This is a genomic window from Rhodopseudomonas boonkerdii (assembly GCF_021184025.1).
In the GTDB taxonomy this organism is placed as follows: domain Bacteria; phylum Pseudomonadota; class Alphaproteobacteria; order Rhizobiales; family Xanthobacteraceae; genus Tardiphaga; species Tardiphaga boonkerdii.
Genome location: NZ_CP036537.1, coordinates 2,105,258 through 2,130,356 on the forward strand (window position 1 = coordinate 2,105,258; position 25,099 = coordinate 2,130,356).

16 protein-coding genes are annotated in these 25,099 nt (G+C 63.0%); 10 read left to right on the forward strand and 6 right to left on the reverse strand.

The window, feature by feature from the left end; genetic code table 11:
- The first annotated feature begins 7 nt into the window (after nt 1–7).
- From E0H22_RS09770 to E0H22_RS09800, 7 genes are all read left to right on the forward strand, one after another.
- Nucleotides 8–826 (forward strand): ImuA family protein, encoded by an 819-nt coding sequence (locus tag E0H22_RS09770; protein WP_233025455.1) that lies wholly within the window; start codon nt 8–10, stop codon nt 824–826.
- Nucleotides 711–2,303, forward strand: a complete 1,593-nt coding sequence (locus tag E0H22_RS09775) for a Y-family DNA polymerase (RefSeq protein ID WP_430715270.1) — start codon at nt 711–713, stop codon at nt 2,301–2,303. Before E0H22_RS09770 ends, E0H22_RS09775 begins: the two co-directional genes overlap by 116 nt.
- Complete coding sequence (locus tag E0H22_RS09780; RefSeq protein ID WP_233025456.1) at nt 2,300–5,668, forward strand: error-prone DNA polymerase; 3,369 nt, start codon at nt 2,300–2,302, stop codon at nt 5,666–5,668. Before E0H22_RS09775 ends, E0H22_RS09780 begins: the two co-directional genes overlap by 4 nt.
- A 92-nt stretch (nt 5,669–5,760) precedes the next feature.
- Nucleotides 5,761–7,158: a CoA transferase gene (locus E0H22_RS09785; protein WP_233025457.1), complete on the forward strand. Its 1,398-nt coding sequence runs from the start codon at nt 5,761–5,763 to the stop codon at nt 7,156–7,158.
- A gap of 137 nt (nt 7,159–7,295) precedes the next feature.
- Nucleotides 7,296–8,555, forward strand: coding sequence for an efflux RND transporter periplasmic adaptor subunit (locus tag E0H22_RS09790; RefSeq protein WP_233025458.1), 1,260 nt, complete (start codon nt 7,296–7,298; stop codon nt 8,553–8,555).
- Between the two features lie 35 nt (nt 8,556–8,590).
- Complete coding sequence (locus E0H22_RS09795; protein WP_233025459.1) at nt 8,591–11,719, forward strand: efflux RND transporter permease subunit; 3,129 nt, start codon at nt 8,591–8,593, stop codon at nt 11,717–11,719.
- A gap of 202 nt (nt 11,720–11,921) precedes the next feature.
- On the forward strand, nt 11,922–14,474 hold the full coding sequence (locus E0H22_RS09800; protein ID WP_233025460.1) for an HWE histidine kinase domain-containing protein: 2,553 nt from the start codon (nt 11,922–11,924) through the stop codon (nt 14,472–14,474).
- 108 nt (nt 14,475–14,582) lie between these two features.
- On the opposite strand, the gene E0H22_RS09805 is transcribed toward E0H22_RS09800, so the two are convergent.
- Nucleotides 14,583–15,980, reverse strand: a complete 1,398-nt coding sequence (locus E0H22_RS09805) for a TolC family outer membrane protein (RefSeq protein ID WP_233026253.1) — start codon at nt 15,978–15,980, stop codon at nt 14,583–14,585.
- A 321-nt stretch (nt 15,981–16,301) separates the two neighbouring features.
- On the opposite strand from E0H22_RS09805, the gene E0H22_RS09810 reads away from it, so the two are divergent.
- Nucleotides 16,302–18,146, forward strand: a complete 1,845-nt coding sequence (locus tag E0H22_RS09810) for an acetyl-CoA hydrolase/transferase C-terminal domain-containing protein (protein ID WP_233025461.1) — start codon at nt 16,302–16,304, stop codon at nt 18,144–18,146.
- A 137-nt stretch (nt 18,147–18,283) separates the two neighbouring features.
- Here the strand turns inward: E0H22_RS09810 and E0H22_RS09815 are convergent, their stop codons facing one another.
- Both E0H22_RS09815 and E0H22_RS09820 read right to left on the reverse strand, forming a co-directional pair.
- Nucleotides 18,284–19,063, reverse strand: coding sequence for an enoyl-CoA hydratase (locus E0H22_RS09815; RefSeq protein ID WP_233025462.1), 780 nt, complete (start codon nt 19,061–19,063; stop codon nt 18,284–18,286).
- A gap of 77 nt (nt 19,064–19,140) precedes the next feature.
- Nucleotides 19,141–19,818, reverse strand: a complete 678-nt coding sequence (locus tag E0H22_RS09820; protein ID WP_233025463.1) for a hypothetical protein — start codon at nt 19,816–19,818, stop codon at nt 19,141–19,143.
- A gap of 252 nt (nt 19,819–20,070) precedes the next feature.
- On the opposite strand from E0H22_RS09820, the gene E0H22_RS09825 reads away from it, so the two are divergent.
- Both E0H22_RS09825 and E0H22_RS09830 read left to right on the forward strand, forming a co-directional pair.
- Nucleotides 20,071–20,616, forward strand: coding sequence for a sigma-70 family RNA polymerase sigma factor (locus tag E0H22_RS09825; protein ID WP_233025464.1), 546 nt, complete (start codon nt 20,071–20,073; stop codon nt 20,614–20,616).
- 2 nt (nt 20,617–20,618) lie between these two features.
- Entirely contained in the window at nt 20,619–21,257 is a 639-nt protein-coding gene (locus E0H22_RS09830; RefSeq protein WP_233025465.1) for an NrsF family protein, read from the forward strand.
- A gap of 30 nt (nt 21,258–21,287) precedes the next feature.
- Here the strand turns inward: E0H22_RS09830 and E0H22_RS09835 are convergent, their stop codons facing one another.
- The 3 genes from E0H22_RS09835 to E0H22_RS09845 all read right to left on the reverse strand — a co-directional run bounded on the left by E0H22_RS09835 (nt 21,288) and on the right by E0H22_RS09845 (nt 24,786).
- Complete coding sequence (locus E0H22_RS09835; RefSeq protein ID WP_233025466.1) at nt 21,288–22,277, reverse strand: NAD-dependent epimerase/dehydratase family protein; 990 nt, start codon at nt 22,275–22,277, stop codon at nt 21,288–21,290.
- 181 nt (nt 22,278–22,458) lie between these two features.
- Nucleotides 22,459–23,571: a DUF2336 domain-containing protein gene (locus E0H22_RS09840; protein WP_233025467.1), complete on the reverse strand. Its 1,113-nt coding sequence runs from the start codon at nt 23,569–23,571 to the stop codon at nt 22,459–22,461.
- 66 nt (nt 23,572–23,637) lie between these two features.
- Nucleotides 23,638–24,786, reverse strand: coding sequence for a GGDEF domain-containing protein (locus E0H22_RS09845; RefSeq protein ID WP_233025468.1), 1,149 nt, complete (start codon nt 24,784–24,786; stop codon nt 23,638–23,640).
- Between the last annotated feature and the right edge of the window lie 313 nt (nt 24,787–25,099).

The following is a 25,099-nucleotide window of genomic DNA, read 5'->3' on the forward strand; positions in this document are numbered from 1 at the left end:
GCGTCGCATGACCAGCGCACGCACGGACATGCTTGCGCGCCTGCGCGGCAGCATCGAACGGATCGAGGGTCATGATGACACCGTTCGCTTCGATCGCGTGGCGCTCGGCCATTCCGAGGCCGATACCGTGCTGCAAGGCGGCCTCATGCGTGGCGCCCTGCATGAGGTGTTTGCGCTGGAGACACGGCAGATCGGCGCGGCGACGGGCTTTGTCTCCGGCATCGCCCAGCGCCTGAGCAGGGGCAGGCCGCTGTTCTGGATCCGGCAGGATTTCGTCGCTCGTGAAGCAGGCGCCTTGGCGATGACGGGGCTCAAGGAACTCGGTCTCGATCCGCGCTGCATCGTGCTGGTGCAGGCGGCCGATCACGAGATGGCGCTGCGCGTCGGCGCGGACGCGCTGGCCTGCGATGCGCTCGGCGCCGTGGTGCTCGATCTGTGGGGCGAGGTGCGGGCCTTCGATCTCGTTGCCAGCCGCAAATATACGCTCGCCGCGCAAAGCTCCGGGGTGAGCTGCGTGATGCTGCGTACCTCCGCCTTGCCGATGGTCAGCACTGCGGAGACGCGCTGGGTGGTGCAGGCGGCGCCTTCGCCGGAGGTGGCGCCATGGGAGGCCTGGGGAGTGCCGATCCTCGATGCGCAACTTGTTCGCAACCGCCACGGCATGACAGGCCGTTGGATCATGGAATGGAAATGTGATGAGTGCCTTTTCCGTGAAACCTGGTCTCGTACAGACGAGACGGATTCTCAGTCTGTGGCTGCCGCGCCTGCCGACCGACCGCATCAAGCGCCAGCGCGTCCGCAACGGCGCGTTGCACGACGCGCATGAGCCTGTCATCGTCGTTGCCAAGGAGAACAATGCCTGGCAGGTCACGGCGCTGAACGATGCGGCGGCCGGACTCGGCCTCGAGATTGGCACGCCGCTCGCCAATGCGCGCGCGGTCTGTCCCGATATCGGTGTCTGCGATGCCGATCCTGTCGCCGATACCGAATTGCTGAATGCCATCGCCGACTGGTGCGATCGTTTTACGCCGCTGGTTGCGCTCGATCCGCCGCATGGCCTGTTTCTCGATATCACCGGCTGCGCGCATCTGTTCGGCGGCGAGGCGGCGCTGATGCGGCAACTATGCGACACGCTGCACCGGCAGGGTTTCATTGTCAGTGCAGCCATTGCCGGCACCTCGATCTGCGCCCGTACACTGAGCCGTTACAAGCCCAATTACATCGTGGCTGCCGGCGACGAAGCCAAGGCCGTCACGCCGCTGCCACTTTATCCGCTCGGTGCCGATGATACGATCATCCGCGGTCTGCGCCGGGCTGGTCTCAAGACCATCGGCGATGTCGCGGCGCGTGGTCGTCATGAAATCACTGCGCGCTTTGGTGCGGCTTTCACCGCATTGCTGGAAGCGGCACTGGGGCAAAGCGACAGTCCGATCAGTCCGCGAAAACCGCTGCCGGATTACATCGTCGAGAAACGCTTCCCCGAGCCGATCGCGACGGATGCCGTAATCGCGGCGACGCTGCATGGTTTGGCCGGCATGCTGATCGCGGCAATGGACAAGCAGGGCAAAGGCGCACGTCTGCTGGAGGCGGCTTTTTTCCGCACCGATGGTGCGGTCCGCGTGATCGGCGCACAGACCGGGCAAGCGGTGAACCGCGTCGAGACCATAGACCGTCTGTTTCGCGAGCGCCTCGACGCCATCGCCGATCCCCTCGATCCCGGCTTCGGTTTCGACATGATCCGGCTCTCGGCCAGCCACACCGAAATCGTGGTGCAGCAGCAGAACGATCTCGACAGCCGCGTGCAGGACAATGACGAGGTGCTTGGCTTGATCGATCGTCTCTCGGCGCGGATCGGTCCGCGCCGTGTCCTTGTGCATCTGCCGGTCGATACGCATATTCCGGAGCTGGAAGCGAATCCGATGCCGGCCCAGCAGGGCCTGATCGATGCATCGTCTGTGCCATGGCCGCTGCGCATCGCCGGCGAGCCGCCGCTACGACCGCTGCGTTTGTTCGAACGGCCGGAGCCGATCGATGTCGCGCTCGCCGAATTTCCCGATAAGCCGCCGAAATATTTCACATGGCGACGCGTCAAGCATGTCGTGCGCCGCGCCGAAGGTCCGGAACGTATCGCGATGGAGTGGTGGCGCATGCAGGAGCCGCAGCCCACGCGCGACTACTTTCGCATTGAAGACGATAGGGGACAGCGGCTCTGGATCTTTCGCGATGGGCTCTATGGCGAGGTTCTGGATGCGAAGGAAAATCGCATCGATCCAAAATGGTTCGTGCACGGATTATTCGCATGAGCAAGCATCCGGTCAAACCGCCGGCATCGGCCTATGCTGAACTCGGCATCACTACAAATTTTTCTTTCCTGCATGGCGGCTCGCATCCGCAAAGTTATGTGCATCAGGCCAGCGGAATCGGTCTGCCGGTCATCGGCATTGCCGATCACAACACGCTGGCCGGCGTGGTGCGTGCCTATAGCGAATTAGGAAACAAGAAAATTTCACATCCGCCCCGTCTGCTGGTCGGCACGCGTCTCGTTTTTGTCGATGGTACGCCCGATATCGTCGTCTATCCCCGGGATCGTGATGCTTATGGACGGCTATGCCAGTTGCTCAGCCGTGGAAAGCTGAAGGCGGATAAAGGCGAATGCCATCTCACGCTGACCGATCTGATCGATTTCGCCGAAGGACAGCTCTGCATCGTTTCTCTGCCGTATCGCTTCGACAAGGCGGCGGCGCTCAAGACGCTGGACTGTTTGATCAGGGCATGTCCCGGCAATGTTTGGCTCGCTGCCGCCTTTTTCCATCATGGGGATGACAAACGGCGTCTTGCGCGGATCGAACGTATTGCTGACACTGTCCGCGTGCCGCTGCTCGCGACCAATGAGGTCCTTTATCACGATGACAGCCAGCGGCCGCTCCAAGATGTGCTGACCTGCATTCGCGAGAAGACGACGATCGACAGGATCGGTCGTCGACTGCAGGCGAATGCCGAACGTCATCTCAAGTCGCCATCCGAGATGGCGAGGCTGTTTCGCGATTATCCGGAAGCGATCACCGAGACGTTTCGTTTCGCCGAACGCATTCAATTCACACTCGATCAGTTGCAATATCAATATCCCGATGAGCCGGTGCCGCCGGGGAAGACGGCCCAGCGGCATCTCGAAGATCTGACATGGGAAGGCTATCGCCGGCATTTTCCCGGCGAAGAAGATGTGAAGCTGATCGAGACCTTGAAGAAGGAGCTCGCACTGATCGCCGAACTTGGATACGCGCACTACTTCCTGACCGTCCACGATATCGTCCAATTCGCGCGTCGCGAGGGCATTCTCTGTCAGGGCCGTGGGTCGGCGGCCAATTCGGCGGTTTGCTACATGCTCGATATCACTTCGGTGAATCCCGCCGAAGTCGATCTCCTGTTCGAGCGGTTCATCTCCAAGGAACGCCTGGAGCCGCCGGATATCGATGTCGATTTCGAGCACGTTCGGCGCGAGGAGGTGATGCAATATGTCTATCGCCGCTATGGCCGTCATCGTGCCGCGATCATCGCCACCGTCATTCATTATCGCCCGCGCTCGGCGATCCGCGATGTCGGCAAGGCGCTGGGGCTCACCGAAGATGTCACCACGGCGCTGGCGGATACCGTCTGGGGCAGTTGGGGCAAGGGTCTCGACGAGATGCAGGTGAGACAGGCTGGGCTCGACCCGTCCAATCCAGCCATTGTGCAGGCGGTTGCGCTGGCGACGCAGTTGATCGAATTTCCGCGTCATCTCTCGCAGCATGTTGGCGGTTATGTGCTGACACAGGACAATCTCGACACGTATGTGCCGATCGGCAATGCGGCGATGGACGACCGCACCTTCATTGAATGGGACAAGGACGATGTCGATGCGATGAAGATGATGAAGGTCGATGTGCTCGCTCTGGGCATGCTGACCTGCATCCGCCGGTGTTTCGAATTGATTTTTCGCCACAAGGGGCGACGCTATGAGCTGAGGGACATCAAGGTCCAGAATAAGGAGGAATCCGAGCCGGTATTTGCCATGCTTCAGCGCGGCGAGTCCCTCGGTGTGTTTCAGGTCGAAAGCCGCGCGCAGATGAACATGCTGCCGCGGCTGAAACCGAAGACGTTCTACGATCTCGTCATTGAAGTCGCCATCGTGCGCCCTGGACCTATTCAGGGCGACATGGTGCATCCCTATTTGAAACGAAGGGAGATGGATCCGGACGAGATCGTCTATCCTTACCCGAAAGGTGGCGACAAGAACGAACTCCGCAAGGTTCTGCACAAGACGCTTGGTGTGCCGCTGTTTCAGGAGCAGGCCATGCGCATCGCCATTGAGGCTGCGAAATTTACGTCAGAGGAGGCCAACGGGCTGCGTCGCGCCATGGCGACATTCCGCAATGTCGGCACGATCGGAAATTTTCAGGACAAGATGATCGGCCAAATGATCGCGCGCGGTTACGATCCGGTTTTCGCCAGGAATTGCTTCGAGCAGATCAAGGGGTTCGGCAGTTACGGTTTCCCGGAAAGCCACGCAGCCGCCTTTGCGCAGCTTGTCTATGTTTCGTCGTGGCTGAAGCACCATCATCCCGACGTCTTCTGCTGCGGTCTCTTGAATTCCCAGCCGATGGGCTTCTATGCACCGTCGCAGATCGTCCAGGACGCACAGAAGAATCGCGTGACGGTGTATCCGATCGACGTTTCGTACAGCCATTCGCAGAATACGCTCGAAGACACCGGCGGCGCATATCATGCCGTTCGCCTCGGCTTCCGCCAGATCGATGGTTTCAAATGGGTTGATGCCGACGAGGAACGGCTGCGGCAGGACAGGGAAAACCCAAAGCCCGCGCCAGAGGACTGGGGCGCCCGTATCGTCGAAGCGCGCGAAAAACTTCCCTTCACCTCGCTGGAAGATTTCGCCCGCGACACCTCGCTGCCGAAACGGGCGCTGATCATGCTGGCCGATGCCGATGCGTTCCGTTCCATCGGTCTCGATCGTCGCGCCGCCCTATGGGCCATAAGGCGTTTGCCGGACGACAGACCGTTGCCTCTTTTCGAAGCGGCCGCCGCGCGCGAGCTGTCCAATGAAAACGCCGCGCCGCTGCCTGTCATGCCGCGGGCCGAGGAGGTGGTGGCGGACTATCAAAGTATCCGGCTGTCGCTCAAAGGCCATCCGATGGAATTCTTGCGGACGATGTTCGCCGCCGAGAAAGTCTCCACATGTGCGGCAGTCGCTGCCTCCTCCAATGACACGCCCGCGCGCTGTGCCGGCGTCGTGCTGGTGCGGCAGCGGCCGGGCAGCGCCAAAGGCGTGATCTTCATGACACTGGAGGATGAAACCGGCATCGCCAATGTCGTCATCTGGCCGAAGGTGATGGAGAAGTTCCGCAAGGAGGTGATGGGCGCACGGCTGATCTTCGTCGAAGGCCGCATTCAGAGCAGCAAGGAGAAAGTCGTGCATCTCGTCGCCGAGCGGCTGGTCGATCGCTCCGATGAACTGAGATACCTTGCCAATGATGCGCTCGGCCCGCCACGGCGCCTGCTATCGGCCCCGGGGCCGCTCAATGACGATCGCCGCGAACATCCCGACAATCCCGCCCAGCGCATCCGCCATCCGCGCGACGTGCGCATCCTGCCGCGCTCGCGGGACTTTCACTAGCGTCATTCAGCAACCGTTCAGCCGTTGACCTGTACCGTCAGAATACGGTCTGCTGGCTTGAGCCAGCCACCGCTTCTCGGGACAGACAAAAGATGCAGACGCCGCGCGACATGCTTGCCGAGCTGTGGGCCCGGTTGGGCGGAGATCGCGCCGCGCTGGACCGCGTTACGCTGACCGGCGTCGAGCCTGCGCTGCCATCGACGTTTCGCGTCGGCGCCGCCGCACAGGTGTCGATCGCAGCGGCCGGTCTCGCCGCCGCCGAGATCTGGCGTGCCCGCAGCGGGCAGGGGCAGGATATCGGTGTCGATATGCGCCACGCCGTCGTCGAGTGCCGCAGCGAGCGTTACCTGCGCTGCGACGGCAATCCGCCGCCGCCGGCCTGGGACGCGATCGCCGGTGTCTATCATACCGGCGATGGTCGCTTCGTCCGCCTGCATACCAATTTCCCGCATCATCGCGATGCCGTCTGCAAGGTTCTGTCCTGCGCACCAGAACGCGGTGCCGTTCAGGCCGCACTGATGCGGTGGAAGGGTGAGGAGTTCGAGACCGCGGCCTATGCGGCCGGCGGTGTCGTCGCGCTCATGCGCAGCTACGACGAATGGACGGCGCTGCCGCAGGCACAAGCGATCGCCAAGCTGCCGCTTATCGAGATCACCAGGATCGGCGATGCCGCGCCACGGCCATGGCCCGCAGGCGAGAGGCCGCTTGCCGGCCTGCGCGTCCTCGATCTGTCGCGGGTGATTGCAGGCCCCGTCGCCGGGCGCACGCTTGCCGTCCATGGCGCTGAGGTGATGCTCGTTTCCAGTCCCAATCTCCCGGCGATCCCGTGGCTCACCATCGACACCGGTCGCGGCAAGCGCTCGTGTTTTATCGATCTCGATACCGAACAGGGCAGGGAGACGCTAGGCGGCCTGCTCAAGGGCGCCGATATCTTCTGCCAGGGCTATCGCCCGCAGGCGCTGGGCGGACGCGGCTTTGCGCCGGAGGACACTGCACGGCTCAGCCCCGGCATCGTTCACGTCTCGCTGTCGGCCTATGGTCGCAGTGGCCCTTGGGCGGGGCGCCGCGGGTTCGATTCGCTGGTTCAGTGCGCCACGGGCTTCAATCACGCCGAAGGGCAGGCGGCCGGCGTCGAGGGGCCGAAGGAGCTGCCGGCCCAGATCCTCGATCACGCCACCGGCTACCTGATGGCCCTTGGGGCCATGATGGCCAGGCTCCGCCAGGCGCGCGAGGGCGGCAGTTGGCATGTCCAGGTCTCGCTCGCGCGCACCGGAAAATGGCTGTGGGAGATGGGCCGCCTCGCAAAGGGCTTGGACGTGCCGGATATCGCCGGCGACGTCATTACGCCTCTTGTCGAGGAGCTGCCGTCCGGTTTCGGCACCTTGTCGGCTGTTCGTCATGCCGCTGTGCTAGGGTTCACACCTGCCTATTGGGCGCGACCCGCGGTGCCGCTCGGGACCGATCCGCCGGTATGGGGGTCCGCAGCATGACTGCGGCTCGCAAGCGCAGCAACAATTTTAACCGAAAATGCGGGTCTGGCCTGCGTTTTTTGATTGTCTCAACGTCTTTATGCGCACTAATAGCGCGCGCAATGGCACCCAAGGCCGCGGCATAAGCGACCTCTCATATGTTAAGGGCTCGGCAGGTGACGAACGTGAACCAGGGATCTTCGAAATTCGGCCGTAAACAGCTGGTTGCCGGCGTTTGCGCGATCGCCGTTTTGGCCGCCGGCGGCTATGCCTATACACAACTCAATGCGACCCCGCAGAAGCATTCGGACGTTTCCAGCCAGTCCCGCAAGAACCCGCAGCGCTACACGCCGAGCCCGGCGGAATGGGCGAGCCTGACCATCGAACCGGTCACGGTGAAGTCGTTCCGGTCGGAATCCGTCACCGAAGGCAAGATCGCCGTTGATGAAGATCGTTCGACGCCGATCTTCTCGCCTTATGCAGGCCGCGTGACAAAATTGCTCGCCAAGCCGGGCGACCATGTGGTGCAGGGGCAGCCGCTGTTCGTCGTCGAAGCCGCCGACACGGTCGGTGCGCAGAATGATTTCGTCGCCGCTGTCACTGCCGCCAACAAGGCGAAGTCGCAGCTCGATCTCGCCACCATCCAGGACAAGCGCGCCAAGGACCTGTTCGAGGGCAAGGCCGTGCCGCTGAAGGACTATCAGCAGGCCCAGGCCACGCTGCTGCAGGCGCAGAACGATCTGCGCACCGCCGAGACCGCGCTCGAAGCCGCGCGCAACCGCCTGCGCATTCTCGGCCTCACGGAAGAGGCGATCACGGCCTTCCAGGAGAAGGGACGCATCAATCCGGAAACCACCGTGTTCTCGCCGCTCGCCGGCACCGTGGTCCAGCGCAAGGTCGGTCCCGGCCAGTTCATCAGCGCCGGCGCCAGCGATCCGGTGTTTGTGATTGGCGATCTCTCCACGGTCTGGCTCACCGCGTTCGTGCGCGAGACCGAAGCGGCCTCGGTTCAGGTCGGTCAGGAAATGACCTTCACCGCGCTCGCGCTGCCGGGCCGGGTGATGACCGGCCGCATCGATTATGTGGCCACTGCCCTCGATCCCAATACGCGCCGCCTGATGGTGCGCGCGACGCTGAACAACAGCAACGGCCTGCTTAAGCCGGAAATGTTCACCACCGTGACGATCTATGCGCCGGGCGAACAGCCGACTGTGGGTGTGCCGAAGACCGCGCTGATCTATGAAGGCGATCAGGTCCGCGTCTGGGTCGCCAACGACGACAAGAGCATCGAGCTGCGCACCATCAAGACCGGCATGACCAATGCGGGCCTCGTGGAGGTGTTCGGCAATCTGCGGCCGGGTGAGAAGATCGTGACCCGCGGCAGCCTGTTCATCGATCGCGTGGCGTCTGCCAGCTAAGCTCCAGTTCGGCTCGTCTGAAAGGTCCGATCTGGATGGATCGTCTCGTCTCTATCGCCGTCGACCGTCGCTTCCTGATGGTTGGCATGTTCCTCGCCGTCTTCATCGGCGGCATGTTCGCTTTCCAGCAGCTGAACATCGAGGCCTATCCCGATCCGACGCCACCGATGGTGGATATCGTGACGCAGAGCCCCGGTCTCTCGGCTGAGGAAATCGAGCGTTACATCACCATCCCGATCGAGACACAGGTCGCCGGTATCAAGAACGTCAAGACGATCCGCACGATCTCGCTTTACGGTCTGTCCGACGTCAAGCTTCAGTTCTCGTTCGACTACACCTATGAGGAGGCGCTTCAGCAGGTGCTGAACCGCCTCGCGCAGCTCGGCCCGCTGCCGAACAATGCGCAGCCGACCATCTCGCCGCTGTCGCCGGTCGGCGAAATCTTCCGTTATCGTCTCGTCGGCCCGCCCAATTACAGCGTGCTCGACCTCAAGACCTTGCAGGATTGGGTGCTGCAGCGCCGTTTCCGCGCGGTGCCCGGCGTGATCGATGTGATCGGTTGGGGCGGCAAGACCAAGACCTATGAAATCCAGGTCGATTTCAACAAGCTGGTCGCTTATGGCCTGACCTTGCCGCAGATGCTGACGGCCGTGGGCAATGCCAACATCAATGTCGGCGGCAACACCGTGAATATCGGGCCGCAATCGGCGGTCGTGCGCGGCGTCGGTCTGATCCGCTCGATCGACGATCTGTCGAATACGATGATCTCGCAGACATCGGGCAATCCGGTTCTGATCCGCGACGTCGCCACGGTCACGGTCGGCGAACGACCGCGCCTCGGCATCGCCGGTATCAATCAGGACGACGACATCGTCCAGGGCATCGTGATGATGCGGCGTGGCGAGAAGAGTTCGCCGACCATCGCCAATGTGGAAAAGGCGGTACGCGCGATCAACAGCGGCAATGTGCTGCCGCCCGGTGTGCGCATCGAGCGCATCTACGACCGCAAGGATCTGATCGATCTCACCACGCACACGGTGCTGCACAATATGGTGGTCGGCATTCTGCTGATCGTGCTGCTGCAGTGGATCTTCCTCGGCAATATGCGCAGCGCGTTGATCGTCGGCGCCACGATTCCGTTTGCGCTGTTCTTTGCCGTCATCATTCTCGTCTTGCGCGGGGAATCCGCGAATCTGCTGTCGGTCGGCGCCATCGACTTCGGCCTGATCGTGGACGGCACCGTCATCATGGTGGAGGCGATCTTCCGGCGATTGACCCAGACGACGTCGCTGTCGGATGCCGAGAAGAGCCACATATCTCCCGAAACCATCATGGGGATGAAGAAACATGGCATCCTCAGTGCCTCGGCGGATGTCTCGCGCTCGATCTTCTTCGCCGCGGCGATCATCATCGCGGCCTTCCTGCCGCTGTTCACGCTGTCGGGCGTCGAGGGCAACATCTTCGGGCCGATGGCGCGCACCTATGCCTATGCGCTGGCCGGCGGTCTGATCGCCACCTTCACCATCACGCCGGCGCTGAGCGCGCTCATCCTTCCGGCGCACGTGCAGGAGACCGAGACCTGGATCGTCCGCAAGCTGCATCACCTCTACGTGCCGGTGCTGAACTGGGCGGTGAAGACACGCACCGTGGTGGTCGGCATCGCTGTCGCGCTGCTGGTGGTCACGGCCGTCATGATCCGTCTGCTCGGCCTCGAATTCCTGCCAAAGCTGGAAGAGGGCAATCTCTGGATTCGCGCCACGCTGCCGCCGACCATCTCGCTGCAGGAGGGCAACACTTACGTCAACGAGATGCGCCGCTTCATTCGCGAGCAGCCCGAGGTCGAGTCGGTGGTGTCGCAGCATGGACGTCCCGATGACGGCACCGACGCTGCCGGCCTGTTCAATGCCGAATTCTTCGCGCCGCTGAAGCCGTCGTCGCAATGGCCGGCGCCGCAGGACAAGGACGTGCTCACCGCGCGCCTGCTCAAGGACCTGCAAACCAAGTTCCCGGGCGTCGAGTTCAACTTCTCGCAATATCTGCAGGACAACGTTTCCGAAGCTGTATCCGGCGTGAAGGGCGAGAACTCGATCAAGCTTTATGGCAACGATCTGCAGATGCTGACCAAGACGGCGAACGAGATCAAGGAGGTGCTGTCCACCGTGCAGGGCGTCACCGATCTTGCGGTGTTCACCTCGCTCGGACAGCCGACCATCCAGATCGACATCGATCGCGCCAAGGCGGCGCGCTATGGCCTGTCGCCGGGCGATATCAACGCCACCATCAAGGTGGCGATCGGCGGCGACAGCGCGGGCGATCTCTATGAGTCCGGCAGCGACCGCCACTTCCCGATCGTGGTTCGCCTGGCGCCGGAATTCCGCCGCAGCGCCGAGGCAATCCAGAATCTGCGTATCGGCACGCCCGGTCCGAATGGCAGCATCACGCAGATTCCGCTCAGCGAAGTCGCGTCGATCAATCTGATCTCCGGCGCCGCCTATATCTATCGCGAGAACCAGGAACGCTATCTACCGATCAAGTTCTCCGTGCGTGAGCGCGATCTCGGCAGCGCGATCCAGGAAGCGCAGGAGAAGGTCAATGCGCTGGTGAAGCTGCCGCCGGGGTCGCGCACGGAATGGGTCGGCGAATTCGGTAATCTGCAGGACGCCATCGCGCGTCTGTCCGTCGTCGTGCCCATCAGCCTGCTGCTGATCGCCGTGCTGCTCTGGTTCAATTTCGGTTCCATGGCCGACACGCTGCTGGCCATGAGCGTGATTCCGATGGCGATCTTCGGCGGCGTGCTCGGCCTGTTCCTCACCGGGATTCCGTTCAGCGTTTCGGCCGCCATCGGCTTCATCGCGCTGTTCGGCATCGCCGTCATGGACGGCATCCTGATCATCTCGCAATACAATCAGCTCATCGATGAGGGCATGGAGCGTATCAAGGCGGTGATCAGGACCGGTGAGCTGCAGCTTCGACCGGTGCTCATGACCTGTATCGTTGCAGGCATCGGCCTGTTGCCGGCAGCGTTATCCGAAGGAATCGGCTCACAGGTGCAGAAGCCGCTGGCAGTGGTGGTCGTCACGGGTATGATGCTGGCGCCCCTTGTCATCCTCATCACGCTACCGGTGCTGATGACCTTCTTCGCCAGACGTTCGAAACAGACCTGAGGGCGCCTAAAAAGCTGGCATGAGGCTGGATCGAAATGCCAGTTCATCCGTTATCTCTGTCATGCATGAGCGAACCCTGGGACCATCTTCCCGATGGTGTCGGGGTTTGAGCGTTTGTCGGTCGAAGTCCTGGGACGTGGTATGCTCCGATCCATGGCTTGCGGGATACGGCTTGCGCGATACGCCGTTTCAGAGAGTTTTGATGCCCACCACGTCCGCTCCCGTCGATCTCACCAATTGCGACCGCGAGCCGATTCATATTCCCGGCAGCATCCAGCCCTATGGCTGCCTGCTGGCCTGCGATGGCTCGGTGGGTATGGTGCGGCGGCACTCGGCGAATGCGGGCGCCATGCTTGGTATCACCGGCGAGATCAACGATTGTCGCCTTGATGATCTCATCGGCGAAAAGCCGGCGCATGACATTCGCAATGCCATCGCCAAGTGGGGCAGCCAGCAGCGCGCCGGCCTGCTCGCCAATTTCAAGGTCGCTCATACGGAGACGTCCTTCAACGTCGCGGTCCACCGGCATCACGGCGTCAACATCGTCGAGTTCGAACCGGTCGATCCTGTCGAGGCTACGCCTCCGCTGGAGTTGTCACGCCTTCTGATCGGGCGCATCGGCCAGTGCAACGATCTCGATGTGCTATTCGACAATGCCGCGCGGCTCCTGCGCGGTGCGCTTGGTTACGACCGGGTGATGGTCTATCAATTCGCCCATGACGGCTCCGGCCGTGTCATCAGCGAGGCCAGGCGCGGCGATCTCGAGAGCTTTCTCGGCCAGCACTTTCCTGCCGGCGATATCCCGCAGCAGGCGCGCATTCTCTATATGCAGAACACAGTGCGTGTGGTTTCGGATTCGTCGGGCGCTCGCGTGGCGATCCTGCCGGAGCGCGACGCATCGGGTGAGCCGCTCGACCTGTCCTTTGCGCATTTGCGCAGCGTATCGCCGGTCCATTGCGAATATCTGCGCAACATGGGGGTCGGCGCCTCGATGTCGATCTCGATCGTTCTCGATGGCGCGTTGTGGGGCCTGATCGCCTGCCATCATTATGCACCCCGCGCGCTGTCGATGGACAAGCGCGTCGCCGCCGAAATGTTCGGCGAGTTCTTTTCCATGCAGCTCGCGTCGCTGATTCAAAAGCGCAAGCTCGCGGCGAGCGAGCGTGTGCGCCGCTATCTCGATGAGCTCCTCCGCAAAGTCTCGCATCATGACAATGTCGAGGATCTGCTCAAGAGCAATATCCGCGACTTCCGCGAATTGATCCCGTGCGACGGGGTTGGTCTCTATTTTAACAATGTCTGGACGGGGTTCGGCAAAGTACCGCCGCCCAATGCCGTTCCCCCGCTCATGGCGCTGGTGAATTCGGCCGCCGAGGGGCGCGTCTGGGCCAACAGCGCGTTGTCGGACCTGCTGCCCGAGGCAGAGGGCTATAGCGACATGGTGGCTGGTGTGCTGGCCGTTCCGCTGTCGCAATTGCCGCGCGACTATCTGCTGTTCTTCCGCAGCGAGGTCGCGCAGACGGTGAACTGGGCCGGTGATCCCAGCAAGACCTACGAGACCGGGCCGCTCGGCGATCGTCTGACCCCGCGCAAGAGTTTCCAGATCTGGAAGGAAACCGTCCGGCTGCAATCGGAGCCGTGGCTGCAGAACGAGCGCGATACGGCAGAAGCCACGCGTGCGGCGCTGGTGGAAGTCGTGCTGCGCCACAACGAGCTGTTGGCCGAGGAGCGTCACAAGGCCGATCTGCGCCAGAGGATGCTCAACGAAGAGCTCAGCCACCGCGTCAAGAACATCCTCGCGCTGATCAAGTCACTGGTCTCGCATCCGGTGGAAGAGGGGCACAGCATCGAGGATTATGCGGCCTCGCTGAAGGGCCGCATCCAGGCGCTGTCGCTGGCTCATGATCAGGTGATCCGCGGTGCGGGCGGCGGCGGGCTGAAAAGCCTGATCGACGCGGAGCTGTCGCCTTATCGCGAGGCGGTGACGGAAGTCGAGGTCGAAGGTCCCGAGGCGATGCTGGACGCCCGTGCCTATTCGGTGCTGGCGCTGGTGCTGCATGAGCTTGCTACCAATGCCGCGAAATACGGCGCGCTGTCCGTCGGCCCCGGCCGCCTGTCGCTGACCTGGCGGCGTGTCGATGGCGGTGACTGCGAAATCCGCTGGCAGGAGCGCGATGGCCCGATCGTGAAGCCGCCGTTGAAACGGGGCTTCGGCTCCATGCTGATCGGTCGCAGCGTTCCTTACGATCTCGGCGGCGAAAGCGATGTCGACTACGACCCCGCCGGCACGCGTGTGCGCCTCTTGATCCCCGCGCGCTTCGTCACCTGGCCGGCTCCGATCGCGGCGCGGATGCGTCGTAGCAAGCGGAGCGACGACAGGCCGGTGGTCGCGTTGCGCGGCCTCGATGTGCTGATGGTCGAGGATCAGTTGCTGATCGCGATGGATGTGGAGACCATGCTGGCGGGGGAGGGAGTCGCACGCGTCGAGATTGCCGCCACTGCGAAGGAAGCGCTGACTTTGCTCGCGAGCTTTCGGCCGGACGTGGCGATCCTCGACGTCAATCTCGGTAGCGGCAGTTCGATGCCGGTGGCGCATATGCTGGCTGAACTCGGTGTGCCTTTTGTGTTTGCCACCGGCTATGGCGAGACCGACCGCATTCCAGCGCCGCTCGATGCTGTACCGGTGATCCGCAAGCCGTATGATCTCGTCTCACTCGTCACCGCGCTCGGCGCTGCGATGGCGCGCAAATCGTAGGGCGATGAGTAGGGCGGATTAGGCGAAGCCGTAATCCGCCGGCCGAGTTCATGGCAGAGACTCCGCGGCGGATTACGCCTTCGGCTCATCCGCCCTACGGTTCGGTGTTTACTTCCCGTCCGGCGTGCGCAGCCCGTGCCAGGCGTCGCGCACCTGGTGATAATGCACCTCCGGCAGATAGTCCGGCGTCTTCAGGCCGAGAGTCCTGACGTCGAGACGGCCGACGGCACTGAGCAGCGCATAGGACGCGATCACGCGGTCGCGCTGCGCGCCGATCAGACGGGCCTTGGCCTGGATCAGATCCTGTTGCGCGTTCAGCACTTCCACGGTGGTGCGCTGACCACCTGCGGCTTCGCGCTGTACGCCCTGCAAAGCGACGGCCGCGCCGCGCACTTCAGCCTCGGCGGCGGTGACGGCCGTCTTGGCGCCCTCGTTCGAAACCCATGCGCCGATGGCCGCGGTGCGCGCTTGGTTGCGCACCATTTCCAGCACCAGCCGGCTCTGGGTCGAGAGTTCCTTGGCCTGACGCGTCTGCGCCGCGCCGAGACCGCCGTCATAGATCGGCGCGTTCAATTGGCCGATAATGGAAGCCTGGTCGGTGCCGTAGGTGCCGAGCGTCGAGTCCGACTGGCTCGATTTGCTGGCGCTGCCCTGCAAGGTGAGCGTCGGCAACAGGCTGCTCTCGGCGACCTTGATGCTGGTGGTCGCCACATCGACGTCGAAGCCGGCGGCGAGCACGGCGGGATGGCCCTTGAAGGCCTGCGCAATCGCATCTTCGCGTCCGCGCGGCAGCAGCCGGTCGACCGGCTCGGCCGGGCTCAGGCGGTTCGGCAATGAGCCGACGATCTGCGCATAGGTGGCCTGGCTGATCGACAGCGCGACTTCTGCGGCATTGAGATCGGCCTGGCCGCGGGCCAGGCGGGCTTCCGCCTGGGCCGTGTCGGTCGGCGTCACGTCGCCGGCATTGAGGCGCTTCCTGGCGATGTCGAGCGTCTCGCGCAGCGCGGTGACGTTGGAACGCTGCGCTTCTACCAGCGACTGGTTGGCGAGCACGTTCATGTAGACGGTCACGGCGTCGAGCAGCACGCCCTGGCCGACATTGCGCAGCGCCTCGCGGCCGGACTGCACCTGGAACTCGGCGATGCGAACGCTGTTGGCTGTCTTGTTGCCGTTATAAAGCGTCTGCGTGACGGTGACGCCGATGGTCCACGGCTTCAGCGTCGCGCCCTGAATCGTGTTGTCGACCTGCAGGTTCCGCACCGCCTGAAGTCCGGCGCTGAGCGTTGCCACCACCTGCGGCCGATAGCCGGCCATCGCCTGCGGCACGTTTTCGTCGGTGGCGCGCTGGCGCGCGCGCTCGCTGTTGAGCTGCGGATTGGTTTGGTAGGCCTTGACGAGAGCATCGGAGACGGTTTCAGCGCGTGTATCGGTCGCTGCAAGAAGGCTGCAGGCGATCACCCCCAAGGCCGTTCCCGCCCGGAGCACGTTCCGTGCGGCGCGGCCCATTCTCACGCAATGACTGGTCATTTTGTCCCAAAGCGATCTTCGGATATCCGCCCCCGCTGACATCCACAGGTATGTTTAGAGGGCGTTGCCGGGAGTGGCAAACCTTCCGACGAAGAACCTCCGAGCTTTCGCGCGTTCCCCACAGGGCATTTCGAGGCCCTGATCTTCTCGATTGATCAATACCCTAGCGGCGCCGGTCAGGTGATGGAATGCGACAACGAGCCCGCTCAATTTGCGCACGCCTGTTGCATCATGGGCACATTCACGCTTACTCGCGAAGCGGTAGCCATGTCCGGTCCACGCTGTTCAATCGGAAACGTCATGCCGAAGATATTCTCCGATCCCGATGCCATCGCCGAGGACATCGTCCGCGATGTCGGCACCACGCTGGTGGTCGGACTGCCGCTGGGTCTCGGCAAGGCCAATCACATCGTCAATGCGCTCTATCGGCGTGCGGTTGCCGATCGCAGCATCCATTTGACGTTCTTCACGGCGCTGACGCTGGAAAAGCCGCGGCCGTCGAACGAACTGGAAAAGCGTTTCATCGGCCCGGTGATCGATCGCCTGTTCGGCGGCTATCCCGATCTCGATTATGCGACGGCGCTGCGCAAGCGCGAGCTGCCTCCGAATATCCAGGTCAACGAGTTCTTCTTTCTCGCCGGCAAATGGCTTGGTGTCGCCGACGCGCAGCAGCACTACATTTCCGCGAACTACACTCACGCCGCGTCCTATCTGCTGGCACGCGGGCTCAATGTGATCACGCAGCTCGTCGCCAAGCGCGTCGTCGACGGCGCCGCGCGCTACAGCCTGAGCTGCAACACCGACACGACGCTCGACATGATGCGCGCCCGCGCGGAAGGCCGCGCGTCGTTCAGACTGATCGGTCAAGTGAATTCGGACCTGCCATACATGCCGGGGCAGGGCGATCTTCCCGGCGACGAATTCCATGCGGTGCTGGAGAGTCCGGACACCGAATTTCCGCTGTTCGCGCCGCCGTCCGAGCCGGTCAGCGACACCAAATACGCGATCGGCCTGCATGCCGCCGGCCTGATCCGCGACGGCGGAACCTTGCAGATCGGCATCGGCCAGATCGGCGATGCGCTGGCGCAGGGCTTGATTGTTCGGCATCGCGACAGTGCGGCGTTCAAGGACGTCATGCAGCGCCTGTCGCCTGCGGCGCATGTGCAGACCGCGCCGTTCGCGCAGGGCCTCTACGGCGTCAGCGAGATGCTGTTCGAAGCGTTTCTCGGTCTGATCGAGGCGGGCATCCTGAAGCGTGATGTCGATGGCGTAATTTTGCACGCGGCATTTTTCCTCGGGCCGCAGGCCTTCTACGCAAAATTGCACGACATGCCGCCGGAGCAACTGGCGAAAATCCGGATGATGCCGGTGTCTTTCACGAACGAACTCTATGGCGATGAAGGGGCCAAGCGGCGCGCGCGCGTGAATGCGCATTTCGTCAATAACACCATGATGGCGACCCTGACGGGGGCTGCGATTTCCGATGGTCTTGACGACGGACAGGTGATCAGCGGCGTTGGCGGCCAGTATAATTTCGTCGCACAGGCCTTTGCGCTCGAAGGCGCGCGCTCGATCCTGACCCTCGAAGCGACGCGCGCGGGAAAAACTCCGTCATCGAATATCCGCTGGTCCTATGGTCATCAAACCATCCCGCGCCATCTGCGCGATATCTTCGTGACCGAATATGGCGTCGCCGATCTGCGCGGCAAATCCGATGCGGACACCATTGCGGCGATGCTGTCCGTCGCGGACTCGCGCTTTCAGCAAGAGCTGATGCGGCAGGCGAAGGATGCCGGAAAGCTGCCGAAGACTTTCCAGATCGCAGCGGCGCATCGCGACAACATGCCGGATCGGATCGCTACCGCCTTGAAGCCGGCGCGCGATGCGGGTCTGCTGCCGATGTTTCCGTTCGGCAGCGATTTCACGGATGTCGAGCAACGTCTGATCCCGGCGCTGCAGATACTGAGTGCGGCGGTGAAGGTGCCTTCGAAACTGGCGACTTTGTTATGGGAGGGGCTTATGTCCTCGCCGAACGCGATTGAAGAGGCTTGCCTTGCACGCCTGAAGCTCGACAAACCCGCGACGATCCAAGAGCGAGCCTATCGCTGGCTGGTGTCCGGCGCGCTGAAGAGCAGTCGTTCTTAAATATTTTGTCCCGGGCGCGATGCGGCGCTCTTCGCGCTGCTTCGCAGAACCGGGACCGTCACGAACTCCGGCATCTGGAACGGTCCCGGCTCTGCGAAGCAGCACTGCGTGCTGCATCGTGTCCGGGACACGCTACGTTACCTGTTCTTGTTGACCGGCTTCCGCTTCTCGATGAAGGCGGCCATGCCTTCGCTACGGTCTTCTAGCGCAAACGTCGCGTGAAAGAGGTCGCGCTCGACCTTGAGGCCTTCGGCGAGCGAGGTTTCCAGCGAACGGTTGACGGCGCTCTTCGCCATCGCGGCAACAGGGCGCGACATGCCGGCGATCTTCTCGGCCATCGCGATCGCCTCTTCCATCAGCTTGTCGGCGGCGACGACACGGCTGACGAGGCCGGAGCGCTCGGCTTCCGCCGCATCCATCATGCGGCCGGTGAGGCAGAGATCCATCGCCTTCGACTTGCCGATGGCGCGGGTGAGGCGCTGTGTTCCGCCGATGCCGGGAATGGTGCCGAGGGTGATTTCGGGCTGGCCGAATTTTGCGGTGTCCGAGCAGATCATGATGTCGCACATCATCGCCAGTTCGCAGCCGCCGCCGAGCGCATAGCCGGACACAGCGGCGATGGTCGGTTTGGTGCAGGTGGCAACGCGGTCGCCGCCGATCTGGGTGAAGTCCTTGGAGAACATGTCGATGAAGCCCTTCGGCTGCATCTCCTTGATGTCGGCGCCGGCGGCAAAGGCCTTTTCGCTGCCGGTGATGACGATGCAGCCGATGGCATCGTCCGCTTCGAGATCATCGATGGCGCGTTTGATCTCGCTGAAGACGCCGAACGACAGTGCATTGAGCATCTTCGGGCGGTTCAGGGTCACGATGCCGACGGCGCCTTTGCGCTCGACGAGAATGTGTTCGAAGCTGCTCATGTTTCATCCCGCGGTCTGTTGCTTGCGGCCGCCGGAGCCGGCGACCGCGCGCAATCTGCCCGCTCACAGGATGAGGTTCAAGCCATAAACATCCGCGCCGCGGAGGCCATGGTCAGCAGTCCGCCGAGTGCGATGAAAATCTTGCCGATCATCGAGGTTTGCTCCCACGGCCCGTTGTTCTCGGCCGTTGCAGCGGCGGGCGGCGTGTCGATGGTGGCGCTGGCGAGAGTCAGGGGCGGCTTTTCTTCGGCGGCGCGGTCGAGATCGTTCAGTTGATCGGCGGCCACCACGTCTTCGGTGCTCGCGCTGGCTGTGGCGGCAGCGCCCGTGCCCGGCGCTGGCTGCGCGTCCATCTGGCTCAGCACATTTCCGGCCTGGGCAGACATGTTGTAGGTGTCGGTCGGTTTCGCATCGGTGGGCCATTGCGCGTTGGCATTGGCGACGGCGGGGGTGATGTTGCCGTCCTGTTCGGGCTTCGCTGCGTCTGCCTTGGCGGCCTGGTCCTCGGCGGCTTTCTTCGCCTTGGTCTGGCGCTCGGCCTTGTGGGACCTGCTGGCGGTCTTCTTCGCATGGCTGCGGGCTGGCTTGACCGCCTCTGTCGAGGTATCGGCGGCCGTGCCGACGGATGTCGGCTGTTCAGGCGTCTGGGCGGCTGTCTGCGCCGTGGCCTCGGCGGCAGGGAACAGGGCTGCGGCACATATCCACAATCCCGCCGCGACGATCCATGCGGCATGCCCGGTGGTGTTCAATTTCATCTGAGTCTCCCCAAGATACCCGCCCCACCGGCGCCACAGGAAACTGCGCGCGTGACCACACCGCGGCAAAAAAGGGGAATCTTCGCGCCTTGATGGGCATTCGCTGGCACAGCCGGGATGCCCGCCGCGCCGCAATGGTGCTATGAGCGGTATTGCAGGGCTGGGATCGCTGCGTGAGGTCACGCTTCCGTGATTTTTCGGGAGCGGATGTAACGTTCGGGCCCGGCCGCCGAAATGCCTTCAGGAGCGCGCGTGCGCGGACGTGACGACGAATGGACTGGTCTGATGCGGTCGGCCAATGCCGGTGACAGCGCAGCCTATCACCGCCTGCTCAAGTCGGTTGCGCCGGTGTTGCGTGCGGGGGCGCGGCAAGGCTTGTCACGCGCCGGTCAGCCGCCGGATCAGGCCGAGGATATCGTGCAGGACATTCTACTCGCGGTGCATCTGAAGCGGCACACCTGGGACGCCGATGCGCCTTTTGCGCCGTGGCTGTTCGCCATCGCCCGCAACAAGCTGATCGATGCGCTGCGCAAGCGCGGCCGCCGGGTCTTCGTCGATATCGACGATTTCGCGGAAACGCTGCCGAGTGAGCCACCGGCGGAGCCGTTGCCGTCGGTGGATATCGCCGCTCATCTCGGCGATCTGCCGCAGCGCCAGCGCGACGTGCTGCAGTCCATCGCGGTGGAGCAGGCATCGATCCGGCAGACCGCCGAGAAACTGTCGATGACCGAAGGCAATGTGCGCGTCGCCTTGCATCGCGGGCTTGCGAGCCTTGCGGCGAAATTGCGGGAGGATTGAGCGTGGATACCGATCGATTGATGCTGGCGCTCGCCGCCGACAACGATCACAGGCCGCAGCCGGTGCGTATGCAACTTGCCATGGCTCTGCTTGTTACCCTGCCGGCGGCTACAGCGATGATGCTCGTCACCATCGGGATGCGGCCGGATTTCATGGCGGCGATGCGTAACCCGTTTTTCGATCTGAAATTCGTGATCGCGCTCGCGCTCGCCATCCCGGCCATCGTCATCAGCGTGCATCTGTCGCGGCCCGAGGCGTCGCTTGGCCGCTGGGTGTGGATGCTGCTGCTGTCGCCCTTCATCCTGATCGCCGCCATCATCGCCGAAATGATGGTGCCGCAACGCACGCCGATGATGATGCGCATCATGGGCAAAAACGCGGGCGTGTGCACGATGTTGATCTCGCTGCTGTCGCTGCCGATCCTCGGCGCCGCCTTGCTGGCGCTGCGGCATGGTGCGCCGTCGCGTCCCGCATGTGCCGGCGCATTGGCCGGGCTGATGTCGTCAGGGCTCGCGGCTGCGATCTATGCCGCGCATTGCGTGGATGACTCGCCGTTATTCGTTGCGGTCTGGTACACGATCGCAACCGCCGCGGTCACCGCGCTCGGTGCTGTCGTGGGCGCACGCGTGTTGCGTTATTGAGGTCGCTGCATTCTGCGGCGCGCTGAGGCTTCACGCCGCAGGCGTCTGTACTTTCGACGCGCTGCCAAGATGGCGCTGATAGCTCATGATGATCTCGTCGAATGTCTTGTCGGCGACCACGCCGACCGACGGCGCACGAGTCGAAATGAACCCCTTCGGCCAGCCATCGACGATCTTTTTCAGTTCGGGGTCGGGCTCGAAGGTCACGCGCGGCACGACGTCCGTCACGATGTTGAGCGCGGCGACGACATCTTCCATGCTGACGGTCAGCGCCGGCTGGTTGAGCACGCGTTTGCCGCGCAACGCCGTGGTGTCGGCATCGTGCAGCGTGATCAGGTTGCGCACCACCGTATCCACCGAAATCACAGGCACCCTGGTATCCGGCCGCAGCGGACAGACCGTTGGCCTGCCGGCAACGCTGTCGCGCACCATGCCAGCGATGCGGTCCGACACCGAAAAGGTCGGCGGTCCCGGATGCACCAGCACGATCGGCAGCCGCAGCGCACGCGCATCGACCACGCCATGGCGTGTTGCGTCCGCCAGCATCAGTTCGGCGATGGCCTTGTGCGTGCCATAGGACGTCTGTGGTTTCTGCAGGTGATCGTCGTCGACATTGTCAGGCAGCAATCCACCGAATACGGCGATGGAGCTTGGAAAGATCAGACGCGGCGGCGCCGTCTTGTTGCCGACGGCGTCGATGAGCCCAGCGAGCGACGAGACGTTGACGACGAGCGCAGCCGCAGGATCGTCCTCGGCGGCCGTGGTGAGTACGGCAGCGAGATGGAAGACGCTATGCGGTTTCCACGCGGCGATCGCCGCACGCGTCTCACGATCGGACATATCGGCCTGCATGCGTGTGATGCGCGGATCGGATGTGGGCGGCAGATACGTGTCGAGCAGCAACACGCCGTCAATCGTTTCGCTCTCGCCCTTCGCGTTTTTCAGAACACCGCCTTGCAGCAGCGCTGCGGTGAGCGTCGTGCCGATGAAGCCACCGGCGCCTGTAATCAAGACACGCATGGATTTTGCCCTGTCTTCGCCCCGCTCACGGCGTCGATCGCCGCGACGTCGCATCACTATCAACGCCTGCGCAGACAAGTCGATGCGTGCTGGGCGAATGGCAGGTCAGCGCAATTGGCGTTGCAGCGGCAGCGTCCGGTGGCACACACTGCCGCACAGGTGTCGATCAGGCGGCGAGCGATCAGGCGACGGACGTGTCCGCCGTCGCCTGCTGCATGCGATGGAAGCGCAGCACCTGCTGTGCGGTCGAAGGACGCAGCCGTTCATAAGTGCCGCGATCGGACGTGTTCTCGGATAGCGGCTGGTTCGCCAGCTTCTGTCGCATATCGATGATCGCCTTGACGGTCGGCCACGAAAAACCGGCGACTTTCGATATGATGAGAACGCCTTCGTTGCTCGCTTCGATCATCATTGCCTCGACCACCGACACCGGTACATGTGCGAGGCATGCGACGGCGGCATTGGTCTCGTCGAATTTCTCATTGATGGCGAACTTCATCACCTCGTTCTCGTCGAGGCGGCCGTCCTTGTGGAGCAGGCGCACCAGCTCGTGCGAGATCACCGCTTCGTCGCTCATGGTGGCAGGTGCCGAGCGGGCCTGGCGCGTGGCCTTCTGGACCGCGGAAGCGATTTCCTCGGCGAGTTTCGGGTTGGCTGACGCCATCCGTCCACGCACCGATGCCGAGGCCTGGCTGATCAGTTTCAGGAGGTGATGGCGTGGCACCGACGGGCGGACGGCGACACACGCGGCGATGCCGCCGCTGGTCCCGGCACGCTGCACCAGCCGGTCGTAACCGCGCTCGGAGAACGAAGCGCCCTGGTTGTTGACGGTGCTCATCACCACGGAGTCATCGCCGCGCTCGACCAGGACCTCGGTGACGGCGCCGCTCAATGTCTTGCGCGTCGAGATGGCGAGCAGGTGGCCCTGACTTTTGGTGCGCGCATTCTCGATCAGCGTGGGGTCGTCGAGTTGGCTGGATTGCGACAGAATAGGCGCCGCGATCTCGATGCGGTCGTCGAAGGCGAGATTGCGCAAGACGCGCGGCGGCGCGCTGCTGGCAGCGCCGAGACGTTCGGCGAGCAGGGCCTTCGTATGGGCTTCGAGATGTTCGATCAGGCATTCGAACACATCGTCGAACACGGCGATCTGCGCGGCGGAATAATCGGGCGCATGATCGATGAACAGATCGGTGACCTTGCGCAGCATATCAACGCGGCGCGCGACATTGCCATGCGCAAGCGCGGCCTGGAGGTCGTCGAGAATATTGGCCGACAGCGGCGATTTGAAAACCATGACTCTATCCTGGAGTATTCAAAAAACAGGCTTCCGTTCTCGGTCGCCCTGGGTGGTCAAAAATAATCAGGCGGTGGCAATACGATTTCGCCCGCGTTCCTTTGCTGCGTATAGGGCAAGATCGGCGCGGGCAAGCAGGGATTCGGATGTTTCGTTCTCGCGCAGGGTTGTGACGCCGACCGAGATCGTGACAGTGAGGCCTTCCGAAAAGGCGCTCCAGTCGAGCGTTGCAATGATGGCACGCAGCCGGTCCAGCATGCGCGCGGCGCTGTCATGGGGCGTGTCCGGCAGCACCAGCAGAAATTCCTCGCCGCCGAACCTGCCGAACCTGTCGGCGTCGCGGATATTGGCGAAAATGCTGATGGCGAAGGTGCGCAGGACCTCGTCGCCGGTGAGGTGGCCGAATTTGTCGTTGATCTGCTTGAACAGGTCGAGGTCGATCAGGGCCACGCTGCAGGCGACGCCGTTCTGCCGGCAGCGGGAGACCTCGTGATCGAGCTGCTGCATGATGCTGCGGCGATTGAGCGCGCCGGTGAGTTCATCGACTTCGGCCAGCTCCTCGATGCGCTTATAGGCGGTTTCGAGCGCGGCGCTGCGGCGATACAGGTTGTCGCGCAGCCGGCTCGCGAAGATGTTGATGAACATGATGCGCGCCAGCGTCGCCGCGAAGGTCAGCAGCGTTGCGATGCGTTCGAGCGGTGTGCTCGCCGGCAGCACGATCGGCAGATCCGTTATCAGATAGAGTGCGGCGACGCTGCCGGCCATGATCGTGCAGGCAATGGCGCCGCGCTGTGGCCCGGCGCGGAAGGCGATCACATTGACGATAATGAAGAACGTGCAGAGAAAGACGACGGCGACCGTGGGGGCGGCGTAGATGAACGCCAGCATCAGCGCGCAGGTCGCCGCGGTATAGGGACCGGTCAGGAAGTGATCCTTCCAGCGGTCGCTCAGGCCACTCTCGGAAATTGCCGCGAATATCGCGACCTTGCAGGTTGCGCAGATGGCAAAGGCGGCGATCAAGGTGCCGGAGATGGTTCCGGCTGCGGCGAACAGGGCGAGCAGGCCGATATTGATGACATGGCTGGCGGCAGCCAAAACCATGGTCTGGCGCCGCCGCCTCAGCCGCCGCGCGAGCGCAATCGGCAACGGCTCGCCATCGACGGCTTCGAAGTCGCCGTTGACGGGATCGTAAAAGGAACCGGCGGCTGCTGTCATCGATCCAGGATGTCGGATTTCAATAACCGAACAGTAGGTTCCAAGCCTTTAAGTTTGGTATCTATGGGCGTGCGGGGATGCCCCGTTTTTAACTATGTCACTCAACCGTCAGGATAATTTCCGTATTCCGGTAGGGTGGTCCCGGTCTGTCGCAGCGATTTCCCGGTTTTGCCGGCCGGCCTGGATCGCTCGCTGTCGACTTCGCAGGCCTGTTGGGAGAATGATGCAGACAAACTCGGAAACGAACGAGCATTATGCTACCCATCCCCCTGCGGTTCCCGGCCGCAATATCCCGCCGGCGCCCTGCCGGCAG

Coding starts and splice junctions, on each gene's coding strand:
- E0H22_RS09770 (WP_233025455.1), top strand. CDS start 8: ATGACCAGCGCACGCACGGACATGCTTGCGCGCCTGCGCGGCAGCATC.
- E0H22_RS09780 (WP_233025456.1), top strand. CDS start 2,300: ATGAGCAAGCATCCGGTCAAACCGCCGGCATCGGCCTATGCTGAACTC.
- E0H22_RS09785 (WP_233025457.1), top strand. CDS start 5,761: ATGCAGACGCCGCGCGACATGCTTGCCGAGCTGTGGGCCCGGTTGGGC.
- E0H22_RS09790 (WP_233025458.1), top strand. CDS start 7,296: ATGTTAAGGGCTCGGCAGGTGACGAACGTGAACCAGGGATCTTCGAAA.
- E0H22_RS09795 (WP_233025459.1), top strand. CDS start 8,591: ATGGATCGTCTCGTCTCTATCGCCGTCGACCGTCGCTTCCTGATGGTT.
- E0H22_RS09800 (WP_233025460.1), top strand. CDS start 11,922: ATGCCCACCACGTCCGCTCCCGTCGATCTCACCAATTGCGACCGCGAG.
- E0H22_RS09805 (WP_233026253.1), bottom strand. CDS start 15,980: ATGGGCCGCGCCGCACGGAACGTGCTCCGGGCGGGAACGGCCTTGGGG.
- E0H22_RS09810 (WP_233025461.1), top strand. CDS start 16,302: ATGCCGAAGATATTCTCCGATCCCGATGCCATCGCCGAGGACATCGTC.
- E0H22_RS09815 (WP_233025462.1), bottom strand. CDS start 19,063: ATGAGCAGCTTCGAACACATTCTCGTCGAGCGCAAAGGCGCCGTCGGC.
- E0H22_RS09820 (WP_233025463.1), bottom strand. CDS start 19,818: ATGAAATTGAACACCACCGGGCATGCCGCATGGATCGTCGCGGCGGGA.
- E0H22_RS09835 (WP_233025466.1), bottom strand. CDS start 22,277: ATGCGTGTCTTGATTACAGGCGCCGGTGGCTTCATCGGCACGACGCTC.
- E0H22_RS09840 (WP_233025467.1), bottom strand. CDS start 23,571: ATGGTTTTCAAATCGCCGCTGTCGGCCAATATTCTCGACGACCTCCAG.
- E0H22_RS09845 (WP_233025468.1), bottom strand. CDS start 24,786: ATGACAGCAGCCGCCGGTTCCTTTTACGATCCCGTCAACGGCGACTTC.